This is a genomic window from Maricaulis sp. W15 (assembly GCF_001924955.1).
Taxonomy (GTDB): Bacteria; Pseudomonadota; Alphaproteobacteria; order Caulobacterales; family Maricaulaceae; genus Maricaulis; species Maricaulis maris.
Window position 1 is genome coordinate 58,588 of sequence record NZ_LQXG01000021.1, and the last position, 24,066, is coordinate 82,653.

Sequence of the window (24,066 nt, forward strand, 5' to 3'; positions counted from 1 at the left end):
GAGGGGAGAGACGCGATGCTGATCGCAACACTGATGATGGCAGGCACGACCCTGCTGGCCCAACCGCCGGCTTACGCACCGCCGGATTATGACGCCGCCGAAAACTGGCTGTGCCGACCCGGCCGGGAGGACGCCTGCACGATCGATCTCGACACCACGATCGTCGAGGCGGACGGATCGATGCATGTCGAGCCATTTGTCGCGGCCGAAGATCCGGGGGTCGACTGTTTCTATGTCTATCCAACGGTCTCCAACGATTTGACGCCAAATTCCGACATGGTCGCCAATGACGAGGAAAACCGCGTGATCGCGGCCCAGTTCGCCCGCTTCGGCGAGGTCTGCCGGACCTTTGCGCCGATGTACCGGCAGGTCACGCTGACCGCCCTGCGCTCGATGATGGCCGGCCAGCCGGTTGCCGCCGATGGCGTCACCGCCTATCTCGACGTCCAGACTGCCTTCGCCCACTATATGGAGCACGACAATAACGGTCGCCCCTATGTGCTGATCGGTCACTCCCAGGGCGCGCGCATGTTGGAACAACTGGTCGCCCGTGTCGTCGATGGCGAGGCAATCCAGAACAACATGCTGTCGGCCATGCTGATCGGCTACAATATCGCCGTGCCCCCGGGCCAGCCGGTCGGCGGCTCATTCCAGGCCGTTCCGCCCTGTCGCGCGGACGAGGAAACCGGCTGTTTCATCGGCTATGTTTCCTTCCGCAGCGACGCCCCGCCGCCGGAGGCCTCGCGCTTTGGCAAACTGCCGGATCCAGCGGTCGAGGTGGCCTGCACCAATCCCGGCGATCTGGCCGGCAATTCCGACGCCCCTCTGGTAGCCTACCTGGCCACGAATGGTGTCTTCACCTCATCTGTGGAAGCCGGACCCTGGGTCGAGGGTGGCGCACCGATCTCGACGGATTTCGTACGCGTTCCCGGCATGATCACAGGGCAATGCCAGAACAATGAACATGGCAGCTATTATGCCATCACCGTGCATGGCGACCCGTCCGATCCACGCACCGACGACATTGTCGGCGACGTTGTGGCCAATGGCGTCATCCTGGCTGATTGGGGCCTGCACCTGCTCGATGTCGGTATCGCGCAAGGCGATCTGATCGACCTGGTCAGCAGCCAGGCGGCCGCACACGGTCGATAGGACAAACCATACCGCCCCGGGGCCGGGGCGACGGACGGGAACAGGGCGGACCAGGCGGTTCGCCCTGTTTTCATCGCAGGTCAGACGAAGATTGCGACGCTCTGCATGCCGGTGATGACCGGCTCGCGGTCGGCATTCCAGAGCAGCATGAGCTGGCTGGACGAGCCATGGCGGGCAAGGTCGGCGGTGGAACGACTGAGCCACCAGCCATCCGTGGTCACCGGTTCGGCGGTCAAGAGATTGATCTGCCAGGTCATCGAGCTGATCGGACCCGGCTTTTCGAACAGGGCCATGGCGGCCGGCGGCAAGGCGTCACCGATCGCCATCAGCTCGACCATCGGATGCAGGCCGTCACGCTCCCTCAGACGTACCCAGCGCATGAAGTCCGGCGTGTGGCGCTCATCGATCGCCAGGCCATGGCGGTATTCCAGATGACCGGTGAAGAATTTCGGATCCGGATTGGCCATGGCCGGGGCGGCGTCAGCAAAGTCGGGAACTTCCGGCCGCGCATCTTCAGCATAGTCGATACTCGACTCCAGACCGATCATGAAGACGAAGAGCGCCTTCAGCCCCAGCTTGCCGTCACCATAGACATTGGCCTCGATGAAGGCTGCCGTCCGGCCGCGGCGCAGAAGTTCGGTCTTCACCACAACTTCACCGGCCAACGGCCCGACAAAGGCGATCTGCGCCGAGCGCAGCGGCGGCAGATCCGGTTGCGACCGCAGCGCGGCGTCAAGCGCGATCGCCGCCGTCAGCCCGCCATAGGCGGTCCGGCCCTGCATCCAGGTGTCCGGTAACTGCGCGGTGAGCGTGTTGTCGGAGACTTGGGCGGCATCGAGGATTTGCGGCAGCGACATCAGTCATCCTTGAATTTGTCGAGGGCGGCGCGGGCGGCGAGCTGGGTCGACGGCGCCACCGGGTGGGAGGTCGACAATCCGCCATCAACCGCGATCGCCTGTCCATTGACATAGCTGGATGCCGGCGATGCGAGAAAGAGGGCCATTGCCGCAATCTCGTCGGGCTGACCACCTCGCTGGAGCGGGTTGAGCTGACCGATCCGGTCGCCTTTGCCAGCCGCGCGGGCATGGTCGAAAAGGGGCTGCGTCATCCCGGTCTCGGTCAAGCCGGGGCAAACCCCATTGACCCGGATTCCGGTACCGACCAAGCTTTGGCAGGCGTGCTGGACCAGATTGATTACACCCGCCTTCGAGGCTGAATAGGCCACCGGCCCGGCGCCATAGCGCAGCCCGGCGACCGAGGCGGTGCAGATGATCGAGCCGCCACCCGATTTCATCAAGGCCGGGGCGGCGTGCTTGATGGCCAGGAAGGGTCCGATCAGGTTGACGCGCAACACCTCGGCAAAGGTGTCGGCCGTGGTGTCGAGAAAGTCGGGAAGACCGCCCGTGATGCCGGCATTGGCATAGACCACGTCCAGACGACCGAATGTCTCCACCGCCATTGCAACGGCACCGATCACATCAGGCTCGGACCCGGCATCCATTTCCAGCGCTTTCGCTTCACCGCCGGCGGCCTCAATGGCGGCAACCGTGGCCGCCACATCCGGCGAGCGGTCACAGGCCAGGATTTTGGCGCCGGCCTCGGCAAACAAGAGGGCCGAAGCACGACCGATACCGGATGCGGCCCCGGTGATAATGGCGACCTTGCCCGCCAGGCTGAACATGGACATGTGACTTTCCCCGATCGTGTGTCGTTACGGATTTGACGCCGGCAGCAGGCCCGGCTCAGGCACCAGCACGGCGGGCGAAATCCCAGGCACTGACTGCCAACGGCACCAGGCGCGCGACGGTCGCCTCGGCCTTGTCGCTGGAGGCATTGCCGTCGATGATCCGCTTCTTGATGCCCTGGACGATGCCGACCAAGCGGAACAGGTTATAGGCGAAATACCAGTCCATCGCCGGCACGCTGTCGCGCCCGGTGAGATCGCAATAAAGCGCCACGGTCTCATCCAGGGTCGGAATGCCGGAGGCCTGGAAATCGATCCCGTCGAGCCCGGCCCCGCCTGCCTCCGCCGGCATCGCCCACTGCATGGCGTAGTAGGTGAAGTCAGCCAGCGGATCGCCGAGCGTTGAAAGTTCCCAGTCGAGGACCGCCTTGATGCGGGTTCCCTCCGGTTCGAACAGGGCATTATCGATGCGGTAGTCGCCATGGATGATCGAGGTGCGGGTCTGTTCCGGCACGGTGCGCGGCAGATAGTCGATCAGCCCTTCCACCTCGGGGATGTCGTCGGTCTGAGAGGCCCGGTACTGCTTGGTCCAGCGACCGACTTGGCGTTCGAAATAATTGCCCGGCCGACCATAATCGCCCAAACCCGCCGCCACCGGGTCGATATTGTGAAGATCGGCCAGCGCGGTGGTCAGCCCGCGATACATCTCCCCGCGGGCCTGCGGTGTTTCATTGGGCAGCGAGCCATCGGCAAGCGAGCGCCCATCGACCAATTCCATCACATAGAAGATCGACCCGATCACCGTGTCGTCCTCACACAGGGCAACCGGCCGGGCAACCGGGAAGCCGGTCGGGTGAAGGGCGGCGATCAGGCGATGCTCGCGATCAACCGCGTGCGCCGATGGCAGGGTCGGACCGAACGGTTTCCGGCGCAACACATAGGACCGGTCGCCCGCATCAAGACGATAGGTCGGGTTGGACTGGCCGCCGGGAAACTTGGCGAGCCGAACCGGCCCCGCGAAGCCGTCGATCCGGCCAGCCAGCCAAGTCTCAAGGCGTTGCAAATCCATCTCGTCGCGCGGCGGCGTCGCTGTCGCTGCAGTCATGGTCTGTCCCGATTGTGATAATCCGTGCGCGCGATCTCGCGCTGCAGCAAAGTTAGACCATACCGTTTCCTCGGTAAATGGTTAGAATGCGGCGACGCAAGTTGGCAGATGACGCATGAAGTCGTTTTTTCATAACCACTTCATAAAGCTCACCCGGACTGGAGAAATCCATACCGATTTTGCTATCGTGCCAGAAGGGAGATCAAGGCAGCGCGCGCGCCCGATCGCGTGACGATATCAACAAACTCTGCTAAGCGAATGATATGAATGCGACTCCGAAAACCATCGACTCGGCGAAGACCCGCCGCTTCCACCAGAAGCGCGAGCTGATCCTCGACGCCGCCGCCACGCTGATCAACCGGCATGGCGTGCGCGGCATGACATTTGTTGACGTCGCCCAGCTGGTTCAACTCAACACAACCAGCATCACCTATTATTTCAAACGCAAGGAATTGCTGGCGGCCGCCGTGCTCGAACGCGCGCTTGAACGCATCGAAGCCCTGGTCGCGGAAGCCGCCGCCGAGCCGACGCCGCAAGCGCGGGTCGAGCGGTATGTCCGTCTCAATTTCGACCTGCAGGCCCGCATCAATGCCGAGATCGAGCGGCCGATTGCGGTGATCTCCGACATCCGCGCCCTCAACGAGCCCTTCGGCAGCGAATTGACCGCGCGCTATGTGCAGGTCTTCCGCAAGCTGCGGACGTTTTTCGACGCGCCCAGGACTCCGGAAGAGAAAATCCTCGGGACGATCCGCGCCCATGTCCTGGTCCAGAACATGTTCTGGCTGCCAGCCTGGCTGTCGCAGTATTCCACCGGCGATTATGACCGCGTCATCCACCGCATGGTCGAGATCTTCGAGCATGGCATCGCTCGTGACGGTGCCAAGTGGGCGCCCGAACTCCTGCCAATCGATGAGTCGGAGCTGAAGGTCGGGATCGAGGGCATGCCGGGCAATTTCGCCCGCGCCGCCACCTTCCTGATCAATGAGCGCGGCTATCGCGGCGCCTCGGTCGAACAGATTGCCTCGGAACTCAATGTCACCAAGGGCAGTTTCTACCACCATCTGGAAGCCAAGGACGAGCTGGTGCTGGAATGCTTCCGCCGCTCCTATGGCCGCGTGTCGCTGGTCCAGCGCGCCGCCACCAAGGCTGGCGGAAATCAGTGGCAGCAATTGTCCTCCTCCATCGCGACACTGCTCAATGTGCAGCTGTTCAGTGAATTCCCGCTGCTGCGAACGACTGCCTTGCAGGCCCTGCCGAATGATTTGCGCAATGATGTGCTCGACCGTTCCAACCGGATGGCGCGCCGCTTCGCCGGCATGATGATCGACGGCATCACCGAAGGCTCGGTCCGGCCGGTCGACCCGCTGGTCGCCAGCCAGGCGATCATGGGCGCCCTCAACTCGGCCTATGACCTGCGCGACTGGGTCCGGGGTGTCGATCCCGATACCGCCTTCGCCTATTACGCCTCGACGCTGGCCTATGGTCTGTTTTCGGCGCCGCCCAAGCCGTTCACGGGCTGACGGCAACGGGCCTCATCGTCCCCAATGCCGCCCGGCGGCTGCCCTGGCCCGTCAAGTCAGGGGACGCCTGCCTCGCGCCCTGGCTTGCCCAGCCAGTAGGCCGGCAAGCCGGCCAGGATCAGAACACCACCCCAGGCGAGCACTTCGAGACCGGAACCCAGGACGGCGAAGGCCGCATAGGCGCCAGCGGCGAGGGCGATGATGGCCCAGCCTCTGGCGGATCGCCAGGAATGGCGCAGCTCGGCCACCGCGCTGACCAGCAGCGGCAGCAGGAGACAGACCGTGCTCATCATCGCCAGGAAGGTGAAGGCGCCGACCAGGCCGCGCGAGTAATTGGCGACCAGCAGGACCGAGCCCAACCCCAGCGACAGGAGGAGGGAGAGTTGTGGCGCGCCGCCCTTGTTGCGTCGACCCAGGGCAGCGGGTGCCAGCCGGTCCAGCGCCAGAGCCATCGGCATCTGGCCGGACAGGAAAATGATGCCGTTGAGCGCCCCGGCCGTGGACACCATCGCCCCGATGGCAATCAGCCCCGGCCCCCAACTGCCCAGGACACGGGCCGCATCGGAGAAGGGCGAGGTGGAGCTGGCCAGGTCGGCAGCCGGCACAACCAGCATGACCGCAGCGGTCGCGGCGATGTAGATGAGGGCGACCGTGATTGTGCCGACCACCGTGGCGCGCGGAACGGTGCGGGCGGCATCGCGGACATCACCGGCCGGCACGGTTCCCGCTTCGAGGCCGGCAAAGGCCCACATGGTCAAGAGCGCGGTCGCGGCCAGCACCGGGAAGAAACCGCCACCGGACGGATTGATCTCGGGCAGGTTGGCGACATCGCCGGTGAAGAAACCGACGCCGATCACCACGAAGATCGGCACCAGTTTCAGGATCGTCGTCAATAATTGCACGATGCTGGCATCGCGGATGCCGTGCAGCGAGATCAGGCCCAACCCCCAGATCAGCGCCAGCCCGCAGCCCATCTGGGCCATCGGCGAGGCGCTCAGGCCCGGAATGAAAACAGTCAGATAACCGACAAAGGCAATCGCGACGGCGGGGATGGAGATCCAGTAGGAGGCCCAATAGCCCCAGGCGACAAGAAAGCCGGTGAGGTCGCCGAAAGCGTCATGGGCAAAGGCGATCGGACCACCGGTCCTTGTCGTGCGATGGGCGAGCCGGCCCAGCACCAGCGCCAACAGGATCGAGCCGCCAGCCGTCACCAGCCAGCCGGAAAACCCCATCAAGCCGTAGGGTGCGAGGACGGCGGGCAGCATGAAAATGCCGGATCCGATCATGATCCCCACCACCAGGGACCAACAGCCCCAAAAGCCGATCGTCTTGTGCGCCGGCTTGGCGAGCGATGCAGCGTCCTGCGCTGTCGTCTTGTGGTCTGTCATGGTCGTCTGTCCCCCCGGACGCAGAACCCGTCAGCCACAAGCGGCGTAGGCATCCCGTAGCAGATTGTGCCAATGCCAGACGCCGGCCTCCTGGTCGGGCGAGAGCCGACCGGGCTGGTAGGCGCCGGAGGCGAGGCCTTTCTGGACGTGTTCGCAGATCATGCGATCCTCGTCCTGGACGCTGTCGGAAAAAGCATCATCGGCCTCGGCCCGGCCGGCTTCGCCGTCGGCATAATAGAAATCAAACTCGACCCGGCAGGCATCCGGCCCGTTGGCCACCACGCGATTGGTTTGCATGCGGCCCGGCAGGATGTTGAGCATGGTATTGGGATAAATGAAGAAATAGAGCGCCTCACCGGCCGCATAGGCCTCGGTCTCGGCGTCGACCGGCGAGCGTTGCAGGGACCAGAAGCGCGCCAGCTCGGTCTTGTAGTCGGGATAGGAAACGACCTGGGTCAGGTCGGGATGGACGAAGGGCAGGTGATAGCCTTCGAGATAATTGTCGACATAGACCTTCCAGTTGCAGGCCACGTCATAAATCCGGCTGTGATGGTGGTTGAGCCCGTCCAGCGCGCCGGTCGGCACAATATCGTCGATCCCGGCCATGATGTCGGCAAAACCCGGCCCGAGGCGCGTGCGGGCGAAAACCAGTCCGTTCCAGACTTCAGTCTCGATGCGCTCCAGCGCGATGTCCCGATGATCAAACCCGTCGGCGGCCTGCATCTCCGGCGCCGTGCGCAGGTGTCCATCGAGGTCATAGGCCCAGCCGTGATAGGCGCAGCGCAGACGCTTGGCGCCCTTGCCATCGCACAGGGCGAGCGGTCCGGCGCGGTGACGGCAGATGTTCAAAAACCCGTTGAGCCGGCCCTCGCCATTGCGCACCAGCAGGATCGGCACGCCGCCGATCTCGCGCACGATATGATCCCCGGGTTCGGACAGCGCACTGGCCGGCGCCACGACCTGCCAGCCGCGCGACAGGATTTCGCGCTGATCAAGGGCCAGCGCTTCCGCCCCGACATAGCGCGTCGGGTCGAGCGCCCGGGCCGCGGCCAAGGGGCGTTTCGGATCCGTTCTGTCAGTGGAAGGCGGGGCGTAAAGATCGTCCATGCCGGGACGCTAACGGCAACGGCCCCGCCTGCCAATGAAATCCGTCGCCGGATCAGGCGTAGCTGATCACTTCGAACTCGATCCCGTCCGGATCGTCAAAATAGAAACGCCGGCCCGGTTCATAGTCGGCATGGGAGTGGGTGTGGATGCCACTGGCCTTGATCCGCGCCTCGGCGGCGTCGAGATCATCGACCAGAACGCCAATATGGTTGAGCCGCCCGGTCGGCATATCGGTCGGCTCGGGATAGGCGTAGACGGCGACATAACTGGCCTCGCCGCCAACATGGTAGGCGGTACCACCATTCTTGGCCGGGCCATGCCAGCGCACCTGCCAGCCAAACCATTCGGTCAGGCGGCGGGCGGTGGCTTGAGGGTCGGTGACCGTCACATTGACGTGTTCGAGCATCGCATTTGTCATGGAAATCTCCTGTACCGCGACCGGCTTGGCCGCTTGAACAGGCTGTGAGATAGTTCCTCAACCTAAGTTGAGGTCAAGCTTTGGATCCGGAACAATTCATATCCCCCACGGCCGCAGACCCCCTGTCCATCGGGCAGCTGGCCGAACGCACTGGTGTCGCCGTGTCGGCAATCCGTTTTTATGAGGACAAGGGGCTGGTCCAGCCGACCCGCAATACGGGCGGACAACGCCGTTTCAAGCGCGCCGATGTCCGGCGCATTTCCTTCATCCTGATCGCCCAGAAACTGGGGCTGTCCATTCGCGAGATCGGCGATGCGCTGACCTCCCTGCCCGACCGGCGCACGCCAACCCAATCCGATTGGGCGCGAATCAGTGCCAGCCTCAAGGATCGCCTCGACCAGCAGATTGATGCGCTGACGCAAATGCGTGGACGGCTGGACAGTTGTATCGGCTGCGGCTGCCTCTCCCTGAAAGCCTGCCAGCTCTACAATCCCCGCGACCGTCTCGCCGGCCTGGGCGCCGGCCCGCATTTCGGGGTGACCGACCCGCCAGACTGATCACCCATGAAAAAGGCCGGCGGATTGCCCCGCCGGCCCTGTTCATCAGGATGACCTGTCGCCTATTCGGTGACCGGGAAACCGCGGTCCCGCATCAGCGCCGAGACGTCGGCATCGCGGCCGCGGAAAAGGCGGTAAGCCTCTGCCGGGTCCATCGAATTGCGCGGCGCGAAGAGATATTCAACCAGGCGGGCCGAAACCTCCGGGTCATAGAAACCACCCGGTGCTTCCTGGAAGGCTTCGGCAGCGTCGGCGGTGAGGACATCCGCCCACATGTATCCGTAATAGCCGGCCGAATAGCCCTCGCCCGAGAAGATATGCCCGAAATGCGGCGAACGGTGACGCATCACAATCTCATCCGGCATGCCGAGACGCGCCAGGGTCTCCCGCTCAAACGTGTCCGGATCGCTCATCTCGGCCGGGTCGGTGGTGTGATAGACCATGTCCATCAGGGCCGAGGCGAGATACTCGCCGGTCGAGAAACCCTGGTTGAAATTGGCGGCCGCACGGATGCGCTCGATCAGGGCTTGCGGCATCGGCTCGCCGGTTTCGACATGGGTCAGGTAATTGTTGACTACCGGATCGGTGAGCACCCAGCGCTCGAGCAATTGCGACTGGAATTCGGTGTAGTCGCGCACACCGCCATTCAGGGTCGGATAATCGACATTCGACGACAGGTAATGAAGCGCATGACCGAATTCGTGGAAGAAGGTCGTCGCATCGTCGAAGGAGACGAGCACCGGCTCGCCCGGGGCGCCCTCAACAAAGTTCGAGTTATTGGTGGCCAGCACATTGGTCTCGCCATCAATCGTGGTGTGCGAACGGAAGGAATTGGCCCAGGCGCCGGACCGCTTGCCCTGACGGGCGAAGGGATCGAGATACCACAGGCCGACATTGGCGCCGGTATCGCGATTGGTCACTTCCCACACGCGCACGGATGGGTGCCAGACCGACACCTCGCCCTCCGGCAGTTCACGGAAGGCAAAGCCAAACAGTTCGCCAGCGACGTAGAACATGCCTTCGCGCAGATTATCGAGCTGCAGGTATTGCTTCACCTCTTCACTGTCGAGGTCGTAGCGGGCCGAGCGGACCTGCTCGGCATAATAGCGATAGTCCCAGGGCTGGATGGCGATGTCGTCGCCATTGGCATCGGCAAGCGCCTGCATGTCGGCGACTTCTTCCTCGATGCGCGCGACGGCGGCTGTCCAGACGCCTTCCATCAACTCCATGGCCCGCTCGGGCGTGCCGGCCATGCGGTTCTCCAGACGCCAGGAGGCGTAATTGTCATAGCCCAAAAGGCCGACACGCTCGTCGCGCAGCTGCAGGATCTCGGTGATGATGGCGTTATTGTCGAACTCGCCGCCATTGTCGCCACGCGAATAATAATTGGTCCACACCTGCTCGCGCAGATCGCGTTCGTCGGAAAGGGTCAGGAAAGGATCCATCGAGGAGCGGGTGTTGGTGATGGCGTATTCGCCCTCACGCCCGCGCGTGGCAGCGGCGGCAGCTGACGCGGCCACGAAGTCGGCCGGAAGGCCGGAAAGCTGATCCGCCGTCAGATAGGTGACGTAATCACCCTCATCATTGAGCACGTTATTGGCAAAATCAGTGTGCAGCTCGGCCAGACGGGCATTGATCGCGGCATAACGTTCGGCGGCTTCGCCTTCCAGCGTTGCGCCATTGCGGGCGAACCCGTCATAGGTCAGCACCACGACGCGCTGTTGCTCCGGCGTCAACGTCTGCATCTCGGCGCCATCATGGACCGCACGGACCCGGGCAAAAAGCGCTTCATTCTGGGTGATCTGCGAGCTGAAGGCCGACAGTTCGGAGGACATTTCACGCTGGATATCGCGGAATTCCGGCGACGACATGTTCGACGACCAGATGCCCCAATAGGAGAAGACCCGGCCCAGCGGCGCACCGGCCCGCTCGAGTTCGAGGATCGTATTTTCGAAATTCGCCGGCTCGGGATTGGCGACGATGGCATCGATCTCGGCCAGGTTAAGCGCCATGCCTTCACGCAGCGCGTCGCGCAGATCGTCGAGGCTGGCATTGTCGAAGTCCGGCGTGCCGCCATAGGGGCCGGTCCATTCCGCCAGAAGCGGGTTGTCGAAACTCGCGACTTCAGCGGCTTCGGTCTCGTTCGCCTCGGTCATTGCCGCCGCGGTCATCGCGCTGGTCTCATCCGTCTCGACGGTCTCGTCAGCGGGCGTGCAGGCGGCGGCAAAAAGTGCGGCCGTGCTCGCGGTGATCATCATTAGTTTGCGCATGTGAAATGCTCCCCGAAAAATTATTGCCGCACACTAACGGTCCGCGGGCCGTTGCAAAAATGAAGATTTCACCATCTGCACCCTGAAACGATCCGCCCATCAGTCGGCAGCAACAGTTGGCGCATCGGGCTCGCGCCCCCCGACCGCAAGATCATGCTCGTCCCAAGCCGCGACCAAGGTGTCGGCAATATCGGCCCGGCCGGCTTCGAGGGCGGTCAGGATATGAGCCTCGGCGGCGGCGATCCGGTTGCGCATTTGCTCGCGGGCCGCCGGATCACGCGCCAGAGCGTCGTGCCGCGCCGCGCCCTGGGCCCACAGGGCGGGGTCGAGCGGACTGGCGGACGCGTCGAAAGTGATCGGCCGGAAGAGCGAGATGCATGGCGTCTTGGTTCCGGTGATCGCGATCGCCGGTGGCGCATCGGGCGCAAGGCGAGCAAGCATCGCGTTGACAGCATGATCCTGACGAAGAAACCCACCATGATGCTGACAAAGATCCCGCTTGGACCCCGGGGTGAAACCATCACCGCGATCATGATGCCGCAGAATTGCAGCAAGCCCCTGAAAGCCGGGCGTTTCCAACCCCTCGAGCCGGGTCAGTGCAGCCGCCCGGCGCGCGGTTGCCCGCCCGAAATGCCGCCGCAGCCAGGCTTCATCATCGGCACCAAAACCGTCAGTGGGTGCACCCTCTGATGCCATGGTCACCGGGCCTTCCAGTGAATAGGCATTCGAGATCGCGGCATGATTTCTGACCCGGTCCAAGCGCCACTCGCGGCCGCATGTCTCCAGAACCAGTATCTCGGCGGCGTCGGCGATCAGGAAATTGCTGTCATGACGATGACCCCGGCCGCGCCAGCCGGCAGGCCCGCCTTGCCCATGTGTTTCAAGCAGGTGGATGATGATCGCGGCGGCCTCATGCGCCGAACTGCTGCGTTCCAACCCGAGCCGGACCAGATCCATCCCGAGAAGCGCCGCCCCCTTTTTCATCACCCGCCGCGAGTGCACAGCCTTGTTGCTGACCACGACGCCGTCCGCATTGACGCCCATTTCCGCGCCCCATACGCCATCCGGGCGGGACAGGATGACCGCTTGGCGGTCTGCAACTTGGTCGATCCCGATATGGGTACAGGCGAGGCGCTCGGTGCTGTCACCGGTCACCGCCTCATGCCGCTCTACATGCTGGATCTCGCCGGGATGGCGCACCGAATTGCTGGCAAACCAGACCGCACCGGCGCCGCGTATGGCGAGCATCTCACCCATCCGCCAGCCTCGCGGCCATCACACCATGTTCCTGTTTCGCCATGCCGTATGCCTGCCCTTGCTTCACCCGCGACGCTTCATCATGTCACGGTCGTCCGGCGACGTTAACGAAGCCATAACCCTTTCGCCGCTCTGTCGCCGTATTCGCCTGTCAGAAGCAACAGGTCCTAATTGCCAGTGGAGTTTTCCATGCGTGCCCTCATGACTGTCATCGCTGCGCTTGCCCTCGGCGTACCCGCGCCGGTCATGGCGCAGGACCGCCAGACCACCGATTACGGCCAGCCGAGCGAGTATTCCGAACCGGTTGACGCCTATTCCCAGGACGAGATCGTCGATGCGGTGTCCGACTTTTTCGGCGTCACCGCCGAGGCGGCTGCCAGTGCCCTGGAACGCGTGTTTTCCGATCTTGGACGACCGGTCGGCTATATCGCGGGCGAGGAAGTCGCCGGCGCTGCGGGCATCGGCCTGCGCTATGGCGAAGGTTATCTGACCCTGCGCGGCCTCTCCGAGCGGCAGAAAGTCTATTGGCGCGGCCCGTCAATCGGTTTTGACGCCGGCGGCAATGCCAGCCGGGTCTTCGTGCTGGTCTATAATCTCGACGATGTGGATCGTCTCTATCAACGCTTCCCGGGTGTTGAGGGCACGGCCTATTTCGTTGCCGGTCTCGGCGTAAACTACCAGCGCGCCGACGACATTACCCTGGCCCCGATCCGCTCGGGTGTCGGCCTGCGGGCGGGTGCGAATATCGGCTACCTCGCCTATTCCCGCCGCCGCGCCTGGCTGCCGTTCTGATGCAGATTCGGACCTTTTCACCCGATGATGAAACCGGCGTCGACACCCTGCTGAAAGCCGCTTTCCCGGGTCCGGGCGAAGCGCGCCTCGTCACGGCTTTGCGGGCTGCCGACGCCGACACGCTTGAACTGGTGGCGGAAGATCACGGCCAAGTCGTGGGCTGCGTCATGTTCTCACCGGTCACGGCGCGCTGCGATGATGGCAGCGAGCGGCACGGCGTCGGCCTTGGCCCGGTTGCGGTCATCCCGGAGCATCAGGCTCGCGGCATCGGCGTGGCGCTGATCGAGGCCGGCATCAGTTATCTGACCACGTTGGGCGTGCCCTGGTGTGTCGTGTTGGGTGAACCGGATTACTACCAGCGCTTCGGTTTCACGGCGGCGGCCAGTTGGAACTGGTCCTGGGCCGGTGATCCGGACGGGCAGTTCGCGGCGGCCTTCCAGGTCCGCGCACTGAACGGTCCACCGCCGCGGTCAGGTGTCGCCAGCCTGCATTATCACCCGGCCTTCCTCGGCGTCTGACCATCGGGTGAGTGCTCGACATCGCACAGGCCGTGATCGGACAGGGTCTGAATGACCCGGCAATCATCCATCACCCCGTGTGAGCATTGGGCAATCATGCCCTCCAGCGCCTGCTTGACGGCGACCAGACCGGCCAACCGCCGCTCGACATCGGCCAATTGCTGACGCGCGATCCGGTCCGCCGCCTCACAGGACCGCTCGGGCTGACGTGACAGGTCCTGCAGGGCCCGCAGATCATCCAGCCCGAAGCCGAGATCGCGGCCATGGCGGATGAAGCGCAATTGTTCCAGATGGGCGCCGTCATAGCGCCGCTGACCTCCCGGCGACCGCCCGGGCTCGTCCAGCATGCCAATCGATTCATAGTACCGGATGGTGGGAATTTTCACGCCGGTCTTGCGCGAAAGCGTGCCTATGGAAAAATCTGACATCGCCCCTTGAACCTCCAATCACTAGAGGGATTAGGGTTGAACCTAGTTGAGAAGATAGGACGAGGACAAGCCATGTCGGCGGGGTGTGGACACGCAGAGGCATTCGATGGCAGTTCGCCGGGCTTCCGGCGCGCGCTGTGGGCGGTGATCGCCATCAATGCGATCATGTTCGTGGTTGAGATGCTGGCCGGCGCGGCCGCCCAATCGCAGGCACTCAAGGCCGACGCCCTCGATTTCGCCGCCGATGCGGCGACCTATGGCCTGTCACTCTATGTGATCGGGAAACCCGCCGCGTGGCGGGCCAATGCGGCGCTGATCAAGGCGGCCAGCCTGCTGCTGATCGGCGTCTCCATTCTCGGCCTGGCCATCTGGCGGACCGTGTTCACGGTGCAGCCCGAAGCCGGCTTGATGGGATCGATCGCCGTGCTGGCACTGATTGCCAACCTCGCCAGCGTGCTGATCCTGATGCGCTGGCGCGATGGCGACGCCAATGTCCGCTCGGTCTGGCTGTGCTCGCGCAATGACGCGATCGGCAATCTCGCCGTTCTCGCCTCAGCCGGCCTCGTGGCCTGGACGGCCACGCCCTGGCCCGACCTTGCCGTGGCCGCGATCATGGCCGGCCTGTTTACCAGCTCGGCCATCCAGATCATGCGCCAAGCCATCGCCGAGCGTGCCGGCCGTGACGCCCATCAACACGGGGAGGCCGGCTGCGGAAATCAATGTCCGTCGGTCGAGAAAACAGACCCGATCGTCTCGTCCGAATGACGGCGGCGCGGTGCGTGGTCGCGATGGTGACGACCGTCACGCCCATGTGTACGCGGCGGGGCGCAATCGGAGCAACCTGAGGCAATGCGCTCGCGAACCGCGGCCAGGCTTTCCGACAGGTCGTGGAAGCGATCCTGGCCATCATGCCAGAGCGCTGCCGTGTCCTGACAGGCGGCCTCATCGAAACGGTTCTCTTCCAGGCAACGGTTATAGGTGCGGCAGGATGAGGTCGCGAAACGGTAGGAAGCGTCGAGATCGGTCTCGAAGGCGGCGATGATTTCCTGCGTCCGGCTGTCGGCGACATTGGCGCTGGTGTGGGCATCGGCCCGGATCTCCTCGCGATAGGCGTGGACCTCTTCCAGCATGGCCAAGCGTTGTTCCGCGAGCGTGTCGACCAAGCACATCGCGATCGCCGGGCCGACCGTGTCGACCATTACCGGCGGGCGATGGTGAACGACCGGGGGCTGGGTCGGGCCAGCGGGCGGAAGGTTGGCCCGGCCATGGCCTGAACAGGCGCCGAGCGCGGTCGCCGAGACCAGCATCACCATCAGCGTCTTCATCGGGGTCTTGGTCATCATCATCCTCCCAAATCCGTCCACCTATTCGGCGGCGGGTTGGCCTCCGTCCATCGCTGCCTGGTAGCAGCCGGGCTGTTGCAGTTCACTGCCGTTGGCGCGGCGCATCTCGTCAACACGGCGCTGCCAGGCGAGATAGAAACGGTCATCATTGGCGACGGCGTCATTGATCAGCGCTTCGGAGATCCGCGACCAGCGCACCGCCGGTTCTCCGGACACGCCGACCACGCTGCGCAGGCGTCGCGCCCGGTCATGACCAAGATCGGCCGCGCGGCGCAGATAGCTGTCTGCCCGTTCAGGGCTTTCGACAATGCCGCACAGGCGATAACTGCCCTGGACAGTGCCGGTGCCATAAATCACCGCGAGATTGAAATTGGCGCCGGCATGGCCGCGCTCGGCTGCGGTCTCCAGCCATTCCAGCGAGGTGTCGATATTCTGTTCCAGGCCGAGCCCGGTCGCAAACATGATGCCGAGCAGGTTCTGGGCATGAGCATCACGCGCCGTGAGGGCGGCATGGCAGACCAGTGTCACGGTTTCCGCCGGGGTCAGGACGCCGGTCAGATCGAAACCGAGATCACCCTGGAAGTCCCGCACCGATCGACGCGTCATCGGCCCATAACTGCCGTCGATCTCGCCATTGTAATAGCCGAGCGCCGCGAGTGCGCGCTGGCGCAGGACGAGCTCGATGATGTCGCCATCATCTTCGGTCTGGTCGAAACCATAGGCGATACGGGCCAGGCTCTGCGGTGTGGCGGGGCAGGAGCGTTCCAGCACAGCGGCCTGCAGGCGCTGATGCGCCACCAGGGAGGCTTGCGCACCGCCAACAGAGGAGCCAATCAGCAGCGCCTCATCCCAGGCGGCACGGGCCTCGTCGATCCGGTCGACGGCCTGATAGGCATCGCCGACGCGCAACCAGCAGCGGGCAATGGCCGCATCATCAACGCCGTAATGATCGGGCGAACAGATGCGTTCGCCCGGGTCGCGCGTGAAGACCGGTGGGCGGGAAATCGGACGGCCCTGAACCGAGGACCCCGGTCCGGCAATGCCAGTGGAGAGGCTCAACCCGCTGCCGGAGCCTGTCGTCGCCCCGTTCGAGCCGGACGAGGTGCCGCGGACATCGGGTGGCGGATCTGGATAGAGCGTGTCGCTGCCGGGATAGCTGGTCCCCGGCGACCCATGCGTGATCACACTGCCAGGCGGTGCACTCCCCGACTGGGTCTGGGGGCGCCGCGACTGGCCGAAGGGCCACCAACCGGCCTCGTCATCAGCGCAGTATTGGCCAGAGCAATAACCGGCGTCATAGGCCCGGGCGTGGGTAAAACCGAGCACCACGACCAACCCGATCAGAACGAGAATGGTTGCGGCAGCCTGGGCCAGCAGGGCGGTCACTCGCTCCATGTCGGGAACACACTCCTCCGGGCCGGGCCCGACGCTGCCATTAGCTTTCTGTTAACCACCCTAACGGTTGTACCGAAACTCCGCCATACGCCTCACGCGCGATAGCGCAAAAAAATTCCGGCCGCCGGGACGAGAGTCGCCGCCATTTTCTCGTATAAATAGAATTATATAGACCAAAATTCTCGTCAGACGGGAATCTTGACGAATTCGAGTTCCGGCCAGATGCGGGCCTGTCCGGCAACCTTGCGGTTCCAGCCTTCCGGATGCGCCACCCCCGCCATCGGACGGATTGTGCGGCTGAACACGGCGTCCAGTCCGAACGGTGCCAACACCTCCGGTTGGCCCTGCTGATCAAGCCGAATGGCGACGGAGTGCGTCTTGGAGGCAAAATGGCGCAGCGCGTCAGTCGTGTCGCGCAGCGGCGTGCGCTGCGTGCCGTATTGCGCATTGAACCAGATATGGACGCGGGCCTGATTGCAGACCTCGACCGGCACCGGCAAATCGGCGAAGCGGGCTTCGGCGGGTCCCACAATCGCGGCTTCCGCCTCGGCGCTCAGATCGCTGGCGTCGAAATAGGCGAGATCATAATCATTGATCCCGTGACCGGGCGCCCGACCGGTCAACGCATTCCACACGGCCTTGTAGACAGCCCCCGCCATCAACGCCCAATCCGGCAGTCCGAGCCCATGCGCCCGCACCAAGACCTCGCGCGCCAACGGATCGGTCATGACCGCCGCGATCACATAATCGGCCCGCTCCGCCTCGGGCGGTACCGCCCAGTCGCTTGCGGCGGGCACCATGATCAGCTGCGCAGGCTGGCGCCGGTGGCCTTTTCGACCTTGGCAATGATGCCGGCACCGATGGCCTCGATCTCTTTTTCGGTCAATGTCTTGTCGCGCGGCTGCAGCGTGACCTCGATGGCCAGTGAGACCTGCCCCTCCGGCACGCCCTTGCCGTCATAGACGTCGAAGATGGAGACGTCGGAAATCATCTGCTTGTCGGCGCCCTTGGCGGCGCGGACCAGCGTGTCGGCGGCCACGGACTTGTCGACCAGGAAGGCAAAATCTCGGGTGACAGGCGTCAGGTCGGCCCGCTCCAGCGGCGTGCGGGCCTTGAGGCCGGACGCCTTCTTGGGCTGCGGGATCGCGTCGAGCACGATTTCAAACGCCAGGACACGACCATCAATATCGAGCGTCTTGAGCACGGCAGGATGGACCTCGCCGAACTCGGCCATCACATTCTTGGGACCCAGGCGCAGCACACCGGATCGACCCGGATGCCACCAATCACGCGCCTCGGCGACGACCTGAAGATTGTCGACGGGGGCGCCGGCCGCAGCCAGCGCCGCAAGGGCATCGGCCTTGGCGTCGAAAATGTCGGGCTGGCGCGTGCCGGCCCAATGTCGACCAGCCTCGACGCGACGCACGCCGGTCGCGACCAGTTTCTGGCCCTTGTCGCTGTCGTCGAGATAGATCGGTCCGACCTCGAACAGGCGCGCATCGTCCTGGCCCCGGTCCGCATTGGCCTGCAGCGCGGTGAGCAGGTGGATCAGTGCCGTCGGACGCATCACGTCCAGTTCCGACGAAATCGGGTTCTCCAGTTCCAGCCCCTCACCATGACCGCCAAACAGCTTGGCCTGTTCGGTGTTGCAGAAGGACCAGGTCACGGATTCGCTATAGCCCCGGCCGGCAAGCGCGCGACGGGCATGACGGGCGCGCAGCTGCATCACCGTGGCCGGCGCCTCGCGGCGTACCGGCGGGCGCGGCAGGGAGACGGCGTCGAGCTTGTCGAAGCCGTGGATGCGGGCGACTTCTTCAACGAGATCAGCCTTCTGGGTACAATCCATGCGCCAGCTCGGAACGCCGACAGTCAGGACATCGCCCTCACCTGCCGGGGCAAAGCCCAGGGTTTCCAGGATGCGGATGATCTCGGCGCGCGACAGGTCGAGCCCGGTCAGGCGCTTGACCTCCGCGATCGGGAATTCAATGTCGGCCGGTGCTGCCGGCGTTTCACCGGCGACAATCACCTCGGAGGCTTCGCCGCCACAGTATTTCAGCACCAGCTCGGTCGCCTGCTCGATGCCAGCCTGTGGCGAGGCGGGATCCACACCGCGCTCGAAGCGGTATTTGGCATCGCTATCGATCCCCGTCGCCTTGGCCGTGGCGCGAACCTGCAGCGGCTCGAACCAGGCGCTTTCAACGAAGACATCGGTCGTCGAAGCCGAGACACCGGAATAGGTACCGCCCATGACACCGCCAAAGCCATGGCAACGGGCGTCGTCGGCAATCACGCACTGGTCCTCGGTGGGCACATGTTCCTTGTTGTCGAGCGCCTCGAACCGATCCACCTCGCCGCGACCGCGACGAGCCCGGATCGGGCCTTCCAGCTTGGCCAGGTCATAGACATGCAGCGGACGGCAGCGATCAACCGAGATCATGTTGGTGATGTCGGCGAGGAAACTGATCGGACGCAGGCCGATCGCCTTGATCGCCTTTTTCAGCCAGTCCGGGCTCTCGCCATTCTTGACGCCGCGGATCACCCGACCGGCATAGACCGGGCAGGCTTCCGGCCAGTCCAGCTCGACCTGGACCGGGCAAGGGAAGTTGCCGGGGATGGCGTCGATATCATGGGTCTTCAGCGTGCCGATACCGGTGGCGGCGAGATCACGGGCAATGCCGCGCACGCCGAGCCAGTCGGGGCGGTTGGGCGTCACCTCGAAATCGATGACCGGGTCGGCCATGCCGAGCGCGACCACTGCCGGCGTCCCGACCTCGAAAGGCTCGGGCAGGTCGATGATGCCATCATGATCCTCGCCGAGCTCGAGTTCCTTGGCCGAGCACATCATGCCATGGCTCTCGACGCCACGGATCTTGCGCGGCTTCTTGTCGAGCGCGAAGTCGAGACCGGGAATATACGTCCCCAGCGGCGCATAGACGGCATACATGCCGGTGCGCGCATTCGGAGCGCCGCAGACGATCTGCTTGGTGCCGTCGATGGTCTCGACCGTGCACACTTTCAGCTTGTCGGCGTCGGGATGCTTTTCCGCATGGGTGACATGGCAGACCGTGAAGGCCGCGAACTTCTCCAGCGGATTGTCGATATCCTCAATCTCGAGACCGGCCATGGTCATCGCCTCGGCGATCTGGTCGAGCGTGGCCTCGGTCTCGAGGTGGTATTTCAGCCAGGAAAGCGGGAATTTCATCGTCGGCTCCTGCCGTCACTTACAAGTTGGAATCCGGATCGACCGCGGGACAGGCGTCGATCGGCTCGGGATGATTGGTCCGGCCATCACGAAGGGCCGTCCAGCACCGCCCATAGACGGAGCAGTAACAGGCCTCGACCGTGACAGCGAAGAAGTCGGCCTGATACTCACCTATGAGCGGCCAGCGCTCCTCGCTCACTGGCCAGGTGATCTGCGCCAAGATGACGGTTTCACCCGGCGCGAGGATCGCGCCCTGGCTGCCGCCGGTCCACATGTCAGGGCGTGGCAGACCTTCCGGCCGACGCGTCCCCATCTCTTCCCAGTGGCGCAGTGGCTGACCGGCAAAGACCGCGTCGATCCGGTTTATCAGGGCCGGACCAATGCCGTCATTGGTCATGCCGACGAGAAAGATGTGCTGGCCATCCTCGGTCGACATCTGGGTCTCAACCTGCACCGCCGGCCAGACATCGGCATGCTGCTGCGCCCGCATCACCCGCGACTGGTCCCAGGCCACGAACAGCGCAATGGCCGAAATCAGGATCGCTGCCAGCGAGGTGATGGCGGTGTGATTGGATTTGAGCCAGGCGATGATCGATTTCATGGGACTGGCACCTCCGCCCCGGTGGCGATGCGTGAAGCCTGCCCGCCGTTCGGTCCGCCGGTCACACCGATGCGCTCAAACGGATCAACATCGACCGCAGGACAGCTGCGCACAGGGGACCGACCCGCATTGCCGGACGAGGAGGTCCAGCATCGATTGAAGACTGAGCAGTAACAGGCCTCGACAGACCAGTGTTGCCATTCTGCGAGAAGCGCACCCAGCTCATCCTCGCTGAGCGAACCACGCTCCCACATGAACATGACCGGTTCGACTTCGCCGCCCGGCGCCAACGCCCGGCCATTTACGCTCGACCAGGATCGATCGAACCCAATCGGCAAGAGCGCAATCAGCGCGTCGAAGTTATCGGACACCACACCACGACGTCTCAGGCTGACACTTTCGATCATCGCCGGACCGACGCCATTATTGACGACACGCAGACCAACACTGCGCAGGTCGGGGGTGGAGCTCACAAAGCCGTCAAGCTGCAGCACCGGCACCACCGCCCCATGCTGCTGCGCCCGCATAACCCGGCCCTGATCCCAGGCGACGAACAGCGCTGCGATACCCACAAGCATCGCGCCAACGCCTGTCAGCGTCTGGTGGTTATTTGTGAGCCAGCGCCACATGATCGGTTCAGCTCAAACCCGTCGCCAGATTGGCCTGCAGCAGCGGGCTGAACCCGTAATGCGCCATCCAGCGAACGTCGGAATTGAAGAAGTCGCGCAGGTCCGGGGCGCCGTATTTCAGCATGGCGAGACGGTCGACACCCATGCCGAAGGCGAAGCCCTGATATTCGTCCGGGTCGAGGCCGCAATTACGGATCACATTCGGGTGGACCATGCCGCAGCCGAGGATTTCCATCCATTTGTCGCCGGAGCCGACCTTCACGGCATCACCGACCCGCTCATAGCGCACATCCATCTCCGCCGACGGCTCGGTGAAGGGGAAGTGGTGCGGGCGGAATTGCGCTTCCACCTGGTCGGTCTCGAAGAAGGCGGCGATGAAATCCATCAGCGTGCCCTTGAGGTGACCCATATGGGTTTCCTTGTCGATCACCAGGCCCTCGACCTGATGGAACATGGGCGTGTGGGTCTGGTCCCAGTCACAACGATAGACCCGACCCGGCGCGATGATGCGGATCGGCGTCTTGCCTTCCAGCATGGTGCGGATCTGCACCGGTGAGGTGTGCGTACGTAGAACCTTGCGCAGGCCGTCCGCGTCCGGCTTCATGAAGAAGGTGTCCTGGGTGTCGCGGGCCGGATGACCTTCGGGGAAGTTCAGGGCGGTGAAATTGTGGAAGTCGGTTTCCACATCCGGCCCTTCAGCGACGGCAAACCCCATATCGGCGAAGATCACCGCCAGCTCTTCCATCACCTGGGTGATCGGATGCAGCGAGCCTTGCGGCTCGGGCCGCACCGGCAGGGTGACATCAACCGTCTCCGACGCCAGCGCCGCATTCAGGGCCGCCGCTTCCAGATCCGCCTTGCGCGCCTCGATGGCGTCATTGAGCCGGGTCTTGAGACCATTGAGCGCCGGGCCCATCACCTGACGCTCTTCCGGGCTCATCTTGCCCAGCTCGCGCATCATCAGCGACACCGAACCCTTCTTGCCGAGCGCCGCAACGCGCACCGCGTCCAGCCCGGCCTCATCGGTCGCGCCATCAATCTGGCTGCGGACCCCGGCCTCAAGCGTGTCGAGATTGGAAGTGTCGGTCATGTCGTGTCGTCCCATACGGTCGGGATTGGATTTAGCGGCTGGGGTTTTGTGTGTCGACTGCCGGGCGCGGCTGGAAGCAAGAATGCCCCCTCATCCCCCCTTCGGGGACCTTCTCCCACGAGGGGAGAAGGCGTGTGAGTGCGCCGCTAACAAGAACGCCCTCTCCCCTCGCGGGAGAGGGTGGCCCGAAGGGTCGGGTGAGGGAGTTTCTGCCGCAAACAAAAAGGGCCCGCCAACGATGCGCTGGCGGGCCTTTTCGACATTCGATGTTCCGGGGGCTTAGCCCAGAGCCGCGCGCGCCTGGTCGACCAGGGCCTTGAAGGCATCCGGCTCGTGCATGGCGATGTCGGCGAGGACCTTGCGGTCGACTTCGATGCCGGCCTTGGTCAGGCCGTTCATGAAGACCGAATAATTCATGTCATACTGGCGAGCGCCGGCATTGATGCGCTGGATCCACAATGAGCGGAAATTGCGCTTCTTGGCGCGACGGTCGCGATAGGCGTACTGGCCGGCCTTTTCCACGGCCTGGACGGCAACGCGGAACGTATTCTTGCGGCGGCCGTAATAGCCCTTGGCTTTCTTGATGACTGACTTGTGGCGTTTAGCGGTCGCCGGTCCGGATGTAACTCGAGACATATCTAAGTGCTCCTACTCGGTGCCAGCGGCTTAAAGGCCGTTCGGGATGTATTTCTTGACGATCTTGGCGTCCTGGGGTGACAGGGTCACCTGGCCGCGCTTGTTGCGGATCTGCTTGGGCGTCCGCTTGATCATCCCGTGGCGCTTGCCGGTCTGGCCCGCCTTGATTTTACCCGTGGCGGTGAGCTTGAAGCGCTTTTTCGCGCCGCTCTTCGTCTTCATCTTCGACATTTTCATCTCCTTTGCAGGACGCGGCGCGCGCATCCGATGGATGGTTCAGCCAGCGGGCATGTCGATTTGGCCCGGTTGGCTGGTGTTGGAAGCGGGGGTTTATACGCACAATCCGCCTGATTGCAAGCGGTGATGCGAGTCGGCGAGCGCTGCGGCGTCAGGACTGTCGGTCGTCAAACCGCGTGGCGTCACACGGCGTGGTCGTCACACAGGCCGCAATCGCGCTCATGCACATGGCCGGCTTTCGCCCGGGAGCGCCAATTCGCGAAATGGGCGCCGGCGAGGATGGTCACCCCGGTCAGGGTCAGGGCGGTTTCGGCCAATGGCGAGAACAGGTGCGAGGCCCCCGTTGCCATGACCGCAAGCCCGACCAGGCCCACCAGGAAAATCGGCCAGCCGGCCCGTGTTGTCCTGACGCTCCAGCCCAGCCCGATCAGCGAGACCGGCGCGGCCAGCGCCAACAGCGCCAAGTGCCAATCATGGCTGAGGCCGAACAGGGCGCCTGCTTCCGGCACCAGCATCGGTGTCGCGGCGGCGGCGGCGGGCAGCAGCAGGCAGTGTGCGATACAAAGGACCGAGAGGCCGACGCCGGTGGCGTCGAACTTGCCCTGATTGGTGGAGATATGACGATGAAGGGGCATGGTCGATCCGGCTGCAATGTGTCGATGATATAGTATAACATCCAGACTTTGCAAACCGTCTAACTGCGCCACCAGAAATTTTCCCGGCACCACGAGAAAGGG

25 protein-coding genes are annotated in these 24,066 nt (G+C 63.9%); 6 read left to right on the forward strand and 19 right to left on the reverse strand.

Annotated features, from left to right (window positions below; genetic code table 11):
- Positions 1–15 precede the first annotated feature (15 nt).
- Positions 16–1,152 (forward strand): DUF3089 domain-containing protein, encoded by a 1,137-nt coding sequence (locus tag AWH62_RS15330; protein WP_075191372.1) that lies wholly within the window; start codon positions 16–18, stop codon positions 1,150–1,152.
- 80 nt (positions 1,153–1,232) lie between these two features.
- Here the strand turns inward: AWH62_RS15330 and AWH62_RS15335 are convergent, their stop codons facing one another.
- The 3 genes from AWH62_RS15335 to AWH62_RS15345 all read right to left on the reverse strand — a co-directional run bounded on the left by AWH62_RS15335 (position 1,233) and on the right by AWH62_RS15345 (position 3,941).
- Positions 1,233–2,009 carry a thioesterase family protein gene (locus tag AWH62_RS15335; protein ID WP_075191373.1) on the reverse strand — a complete coding sequence of 259 codons (777 nt, stop codon included), beginning with the start codon at positions 2,007–2,009 and terminating at the stop codon, positions 1,233–1,235.
- Entirely contained in the window at positions 2,009–2,833 is an 825-nt protein-coding gene (locus tag AWH62_RS15340; RefSeq protein WP_075191475.1) for an SDR family NAD(P)-dependent oxidoreductase, read from the reverse strand. The genes AWH62_RS15335 and AWH62_RS15340 overlap by 1 nt, the downstream gene beginning before the upstream one ends.
- 61 nt (positions 2,834–2,894) lie before the next feature.
- Entirely contained in the window at positions 2,895–3,941 is a 1,047-nt protein-coding gene (locus AWH62_RS15345) for a phosphotransferase family protein (RefSeq protein WP_075191374.1), read from the reverse strand.
- A 263-nt stretch (positions 3,942–4,204) separates the two neighbouring features.
- Between AWH62_RS15345 and AWH62_RS15350 the strand changes: the two genes are divergently transcribed.
- Positions 4,205–5,461 (forward strand): TetR/AcrR family transcriptional regulator, encoded by a 1,257-nt coding sequence (locus AWH62_RS15350; protein WP_075191375.1) that lies wholly within the window; start codon positions 4,205–4,207, stop codon positions 5,459–5,461.
- A 56-nt stretch (positions 5,462–5,517) separates the two neighbouring features.
- Here the strand turns inward: AWH62_RS15350 and AWH62_RS15355 are convergent, their stop codons facing one another.
- From AWH62_RS15355 to AWH62_RS15365, 3 genes are read right to left on the reverse strand one after another with little or no spacing between them, the layout of a single operon-like run.
- Positions 5,518–6,849: an APC family permease gene (locus AWH62_RS15355; RefSeq protein WP_075191376.1), complete on the reverse strand. Its 1,332-nt coding sequence runs from the start codon at positions 6,847–6,849 to the stop codon at positions 5,518–5,520.
- 30 nt (positions 6,850–6,879) lie between these two features.
- On the reverse strand, positions 6,880–7,956 hold the full coding sequence (locus AWH62_RS15360; protein WP_083635249.1) for an SRPBCC family protein: 1,077 nt from the start codon (positions 7,954–7,956) through the stop codon (positions 6,880–6,882).
- Between the two features lie 52 nt (positions 7,957–8,008).
- Positions 8,009–8,374 carry a VOC family protein gene (locus AWH62_RS15365; RefSeq protein ID WP_075191378.1) on the reverse strand — a complete coding sequence of 122 codons (366 nt, stop codon included), beginning with the start codon at positions 8,372–8,374 and terminating at the stop codon, positions 8,009–8,011.
- 98 nt (positions 8,375–8,472) lie between these two features.
- On the opposite strand from AWH62_RS15365, the gene soxR reads away from it, so the two are divergent.
- Positions 8,473–8,931: a redox-sensitive transcriptional activator SoxR gene (gene soxR, locus AWH62_RS15370; protein WP_075191476.1), complete on the forward strand. Its 459-nt coding sequence runs from the start codon at positions 8,473–8,475 to the stop codon at positions 8,929–8,931.
- Between the two features lie 62 nt (positions 8,932–8,993).
- Here the strand turns inward: soxR and AWH62_RS15375 are convergent, their stop codons facing one another.
- Together AWH62_RS15375 and AWH62_RS15380 are read right to left on the reverse strand one after the other, a co-directional pair.
- On the reverse strand, positions 8,994–11,201 hold the full coding sequence (locus AWH62_RS15375; protein WP_075191379.1) for a M3 family metallopeptidase: 2,208 nt from the start codon (positions 11,199–11,201) through the stop codon (positions 8,994–8,996).
- Between the two features lie 99 nt (positions 11,202–11,300).
- Entirely contained in the window at positions 11,301–12,449 is a 1,149-nt protein-coding gene (locus AWH62_RS15380; protein WP_143743097.1) for a peptidase family C69, read from the reverse strand.
- Between the two features lie 198 nt (positions 12,450–12,647).
- On the opposite strand from AWH62_RS15380, the gene AWH62_RS15385 reads away from it, so the two are divergent.
- Positions 12,648–13,250 (forward strand): DUF1134 domain-containing protein, encoded by a 603-nt coding sequence (locus AWH62_RS15385; protein ID WP_075191381.1) that lies wholly within the window; start codon positions 12,648–12,650, stop codon positions 13,248–13,250.
- The gene (locus AWH62_RS15390) at positions 13,250–13,768 is read left to right on the forward strand and encodes a GNAT family N-acetyltransferase (protein ID WP_075191382.1); all 519 of its coding nucleotides are present in this window, start codon (positions 13,250–13,252) and stop codon (positions 13,766–13,768) included. The genes AWH62_RS15385 and AWH62_RS15390 overlap by 1 nt, the downstream gene beginning before the upstream one ends.
- On the opposite strand, the gene AWH62_RS15395 is transcribed toward AWH62_RS15390, so the two are convergent.
- Positions 13,744–14,196, reverse strand: a complete 453-nt coding sequence (locus AWH62_RS15395; protein WP_075191383.1) for a helix-turn-helix domain-containing protein — start codon at positions 14,194–14,196, stop codon at positions 13,744–13,746. The genes AWH62_RS15390 and AWH62_RS15395 overlap by 25 nt on opposite strands.
- Before the next feature lie 72 nt (positions 14,197–14,268).
- Between AWH62_RS15395 and AWH62_RS15400 the strand changes: the two genes are divergently transcribed.
- Positions 14,269–14,961: a cation transporter gene (locus AWH62_RS15400; RefSeq protein ID WP_075191384.1), complete on the forward strand. Its 693-nt coding sequence runs from the start codon at positions 14,269–14,271 to the stop codon at positions 14,959–14,961.
- Here the strand turns inward: AWH62_RS15400 and AWH62_RS15405 are convergent.
- From AWH62_RS15405 to AWH62_RS17045, 10 genes are all read right to left on the reverse strand, one after another.
- Positions 14,913–15,536, reverse strand: a complete 624-nt coding sequence (locus AWH62_RS15405; RefSeq protein WP_143743098.1) for a hypothetical protein — start codon at positions 15,534–15,536, stop codon at positions 14,913–14,915. The genes AWH62_RS15400 and AWH62_RS15405 overlap by 49 nt on opposite strands.
- Positions 15,537–15,560: 24 nt before the next feature.
- Positions 15,561–16,934 carry a peptidoglycan-binding protein gene (locus AWH62_RS15410; RefSeq protein ID WP_075191386.1) on the reverse strand — a complete coding sequence of 458 codons (1,374 nt, stop codon included), beginning with the start codon at positions 16,932–16,934 and terminating at the stop codon, positions 15,561–15,563.
- Positions 16,935–17,119: 185 nt separating this feature from the next.
- On the reverse strand, positions 17,120–17,734 hold the full coding sequence (locus AWH62_RS15415; protein WP_075191387.1) for a nucleotidyltransferase family protein: 615 nt from the start codon (positions 17,732–17,734) through the stop codon (positions 17,120–17,122).
- Positions 17,735–17,736: 2 nt separating this feature from the next.
- Positions 17,737–20,136 carry a phenylalanine--tRNA ligase subunit beta gene (gene pheT, locus AWH62_RS15420; RefSeq protein WP_075191388.1) on the reverse strand — a complete coding sequence of 800 codons (2,400 nt, stop codon included), beginning with the start codon at positions 20,134–20,136 and terminating at the stop codon, positions 17,737–17,739.
- A 19-nt stretch (positions 20,137–20,155) separates the two neighbouring features.
- The gene (locus tag AWH62_RS15425; protein WP_075191389.1) at positions 20,156–20,737 is read right to left on the reverse strand and encodes a hypothetical protein; all 582 of its coding nucleotides are present in this window, start codon (positions 20,735–20,737) and stop codon (positions 20,156–20,158) included.
- Positions 20,734–21,366: a hypothetical protein gene (locus tag AWH62_RS15430; protein WP_075191390.1), complete on the reverse strand. Its 633-nt coding sequence runs from the start codon at positions 21,364–21,366 to the stop codon at positions 20,734–20,736. The genes AWH62_RS15425 and AWH62_RS15430 overlap by 4 nt, the downstream gene beginning before the upstream one ends.
- 7 nt (positions 21,367–21,373) lie before the next feature.
- Positions 21,374–22,456, reverse strand: a complete 1,083-nt coding sequence (gene pheS, locus AWH62_RS15435; protein WP_075191391.1) for a phenylalanine--tRNA ligase subunit alpha — start codon at positions 22,454–22,456, stop codon at positions 21,374–21,376.
- A 279-nt stretch (positions 22,457–22,735) separates the two neighbouring features.
- Positions 22,736–23,092 carry a 50S ribosomal protein L20 gene (gene rplT, locus AWH62_RS15440; RefSeq protein ID WP_075191392.1) on the reverse strand — a complete coding sequence of 119 codons (357 nt, stop codon included), beginning with the start codon at positions 23,090–23,092 and terminating at the stop codon, positions 22,736–22,738.
- A gap of 30 nt (positions 23,093–23,122) precedes the next feature.
- The gene (gene rpmI / locus AWH62_RS15445) at positions 23,123–23,323 is read right to left on the reverse strand and encodes a 50S ribosomal protein L35 (protein WP_075191477.1); all 201 of its coding nucleotides are present in this window, start codon (positions 23,321–23,323) and stop codon (positions 23,123–23,125) included.
- Between the two features lie 188 nt (positions 23,324–23,511).
- The gene (locus AWH62_RS17045) at positions 23,512–23,964 is read right to left on the reverse strand and encodes a MerC domain-containing protein (RefSeq protein ID WP_075191393.1); all 453 of its coding nucleotides are present in this window, start codon (positions 23,962–23,964) and stop codon (positions 23,512–23,514) included.
- Between the last annotated feature and the right edge of the window lie 102 nt (positions 23,965–24,066).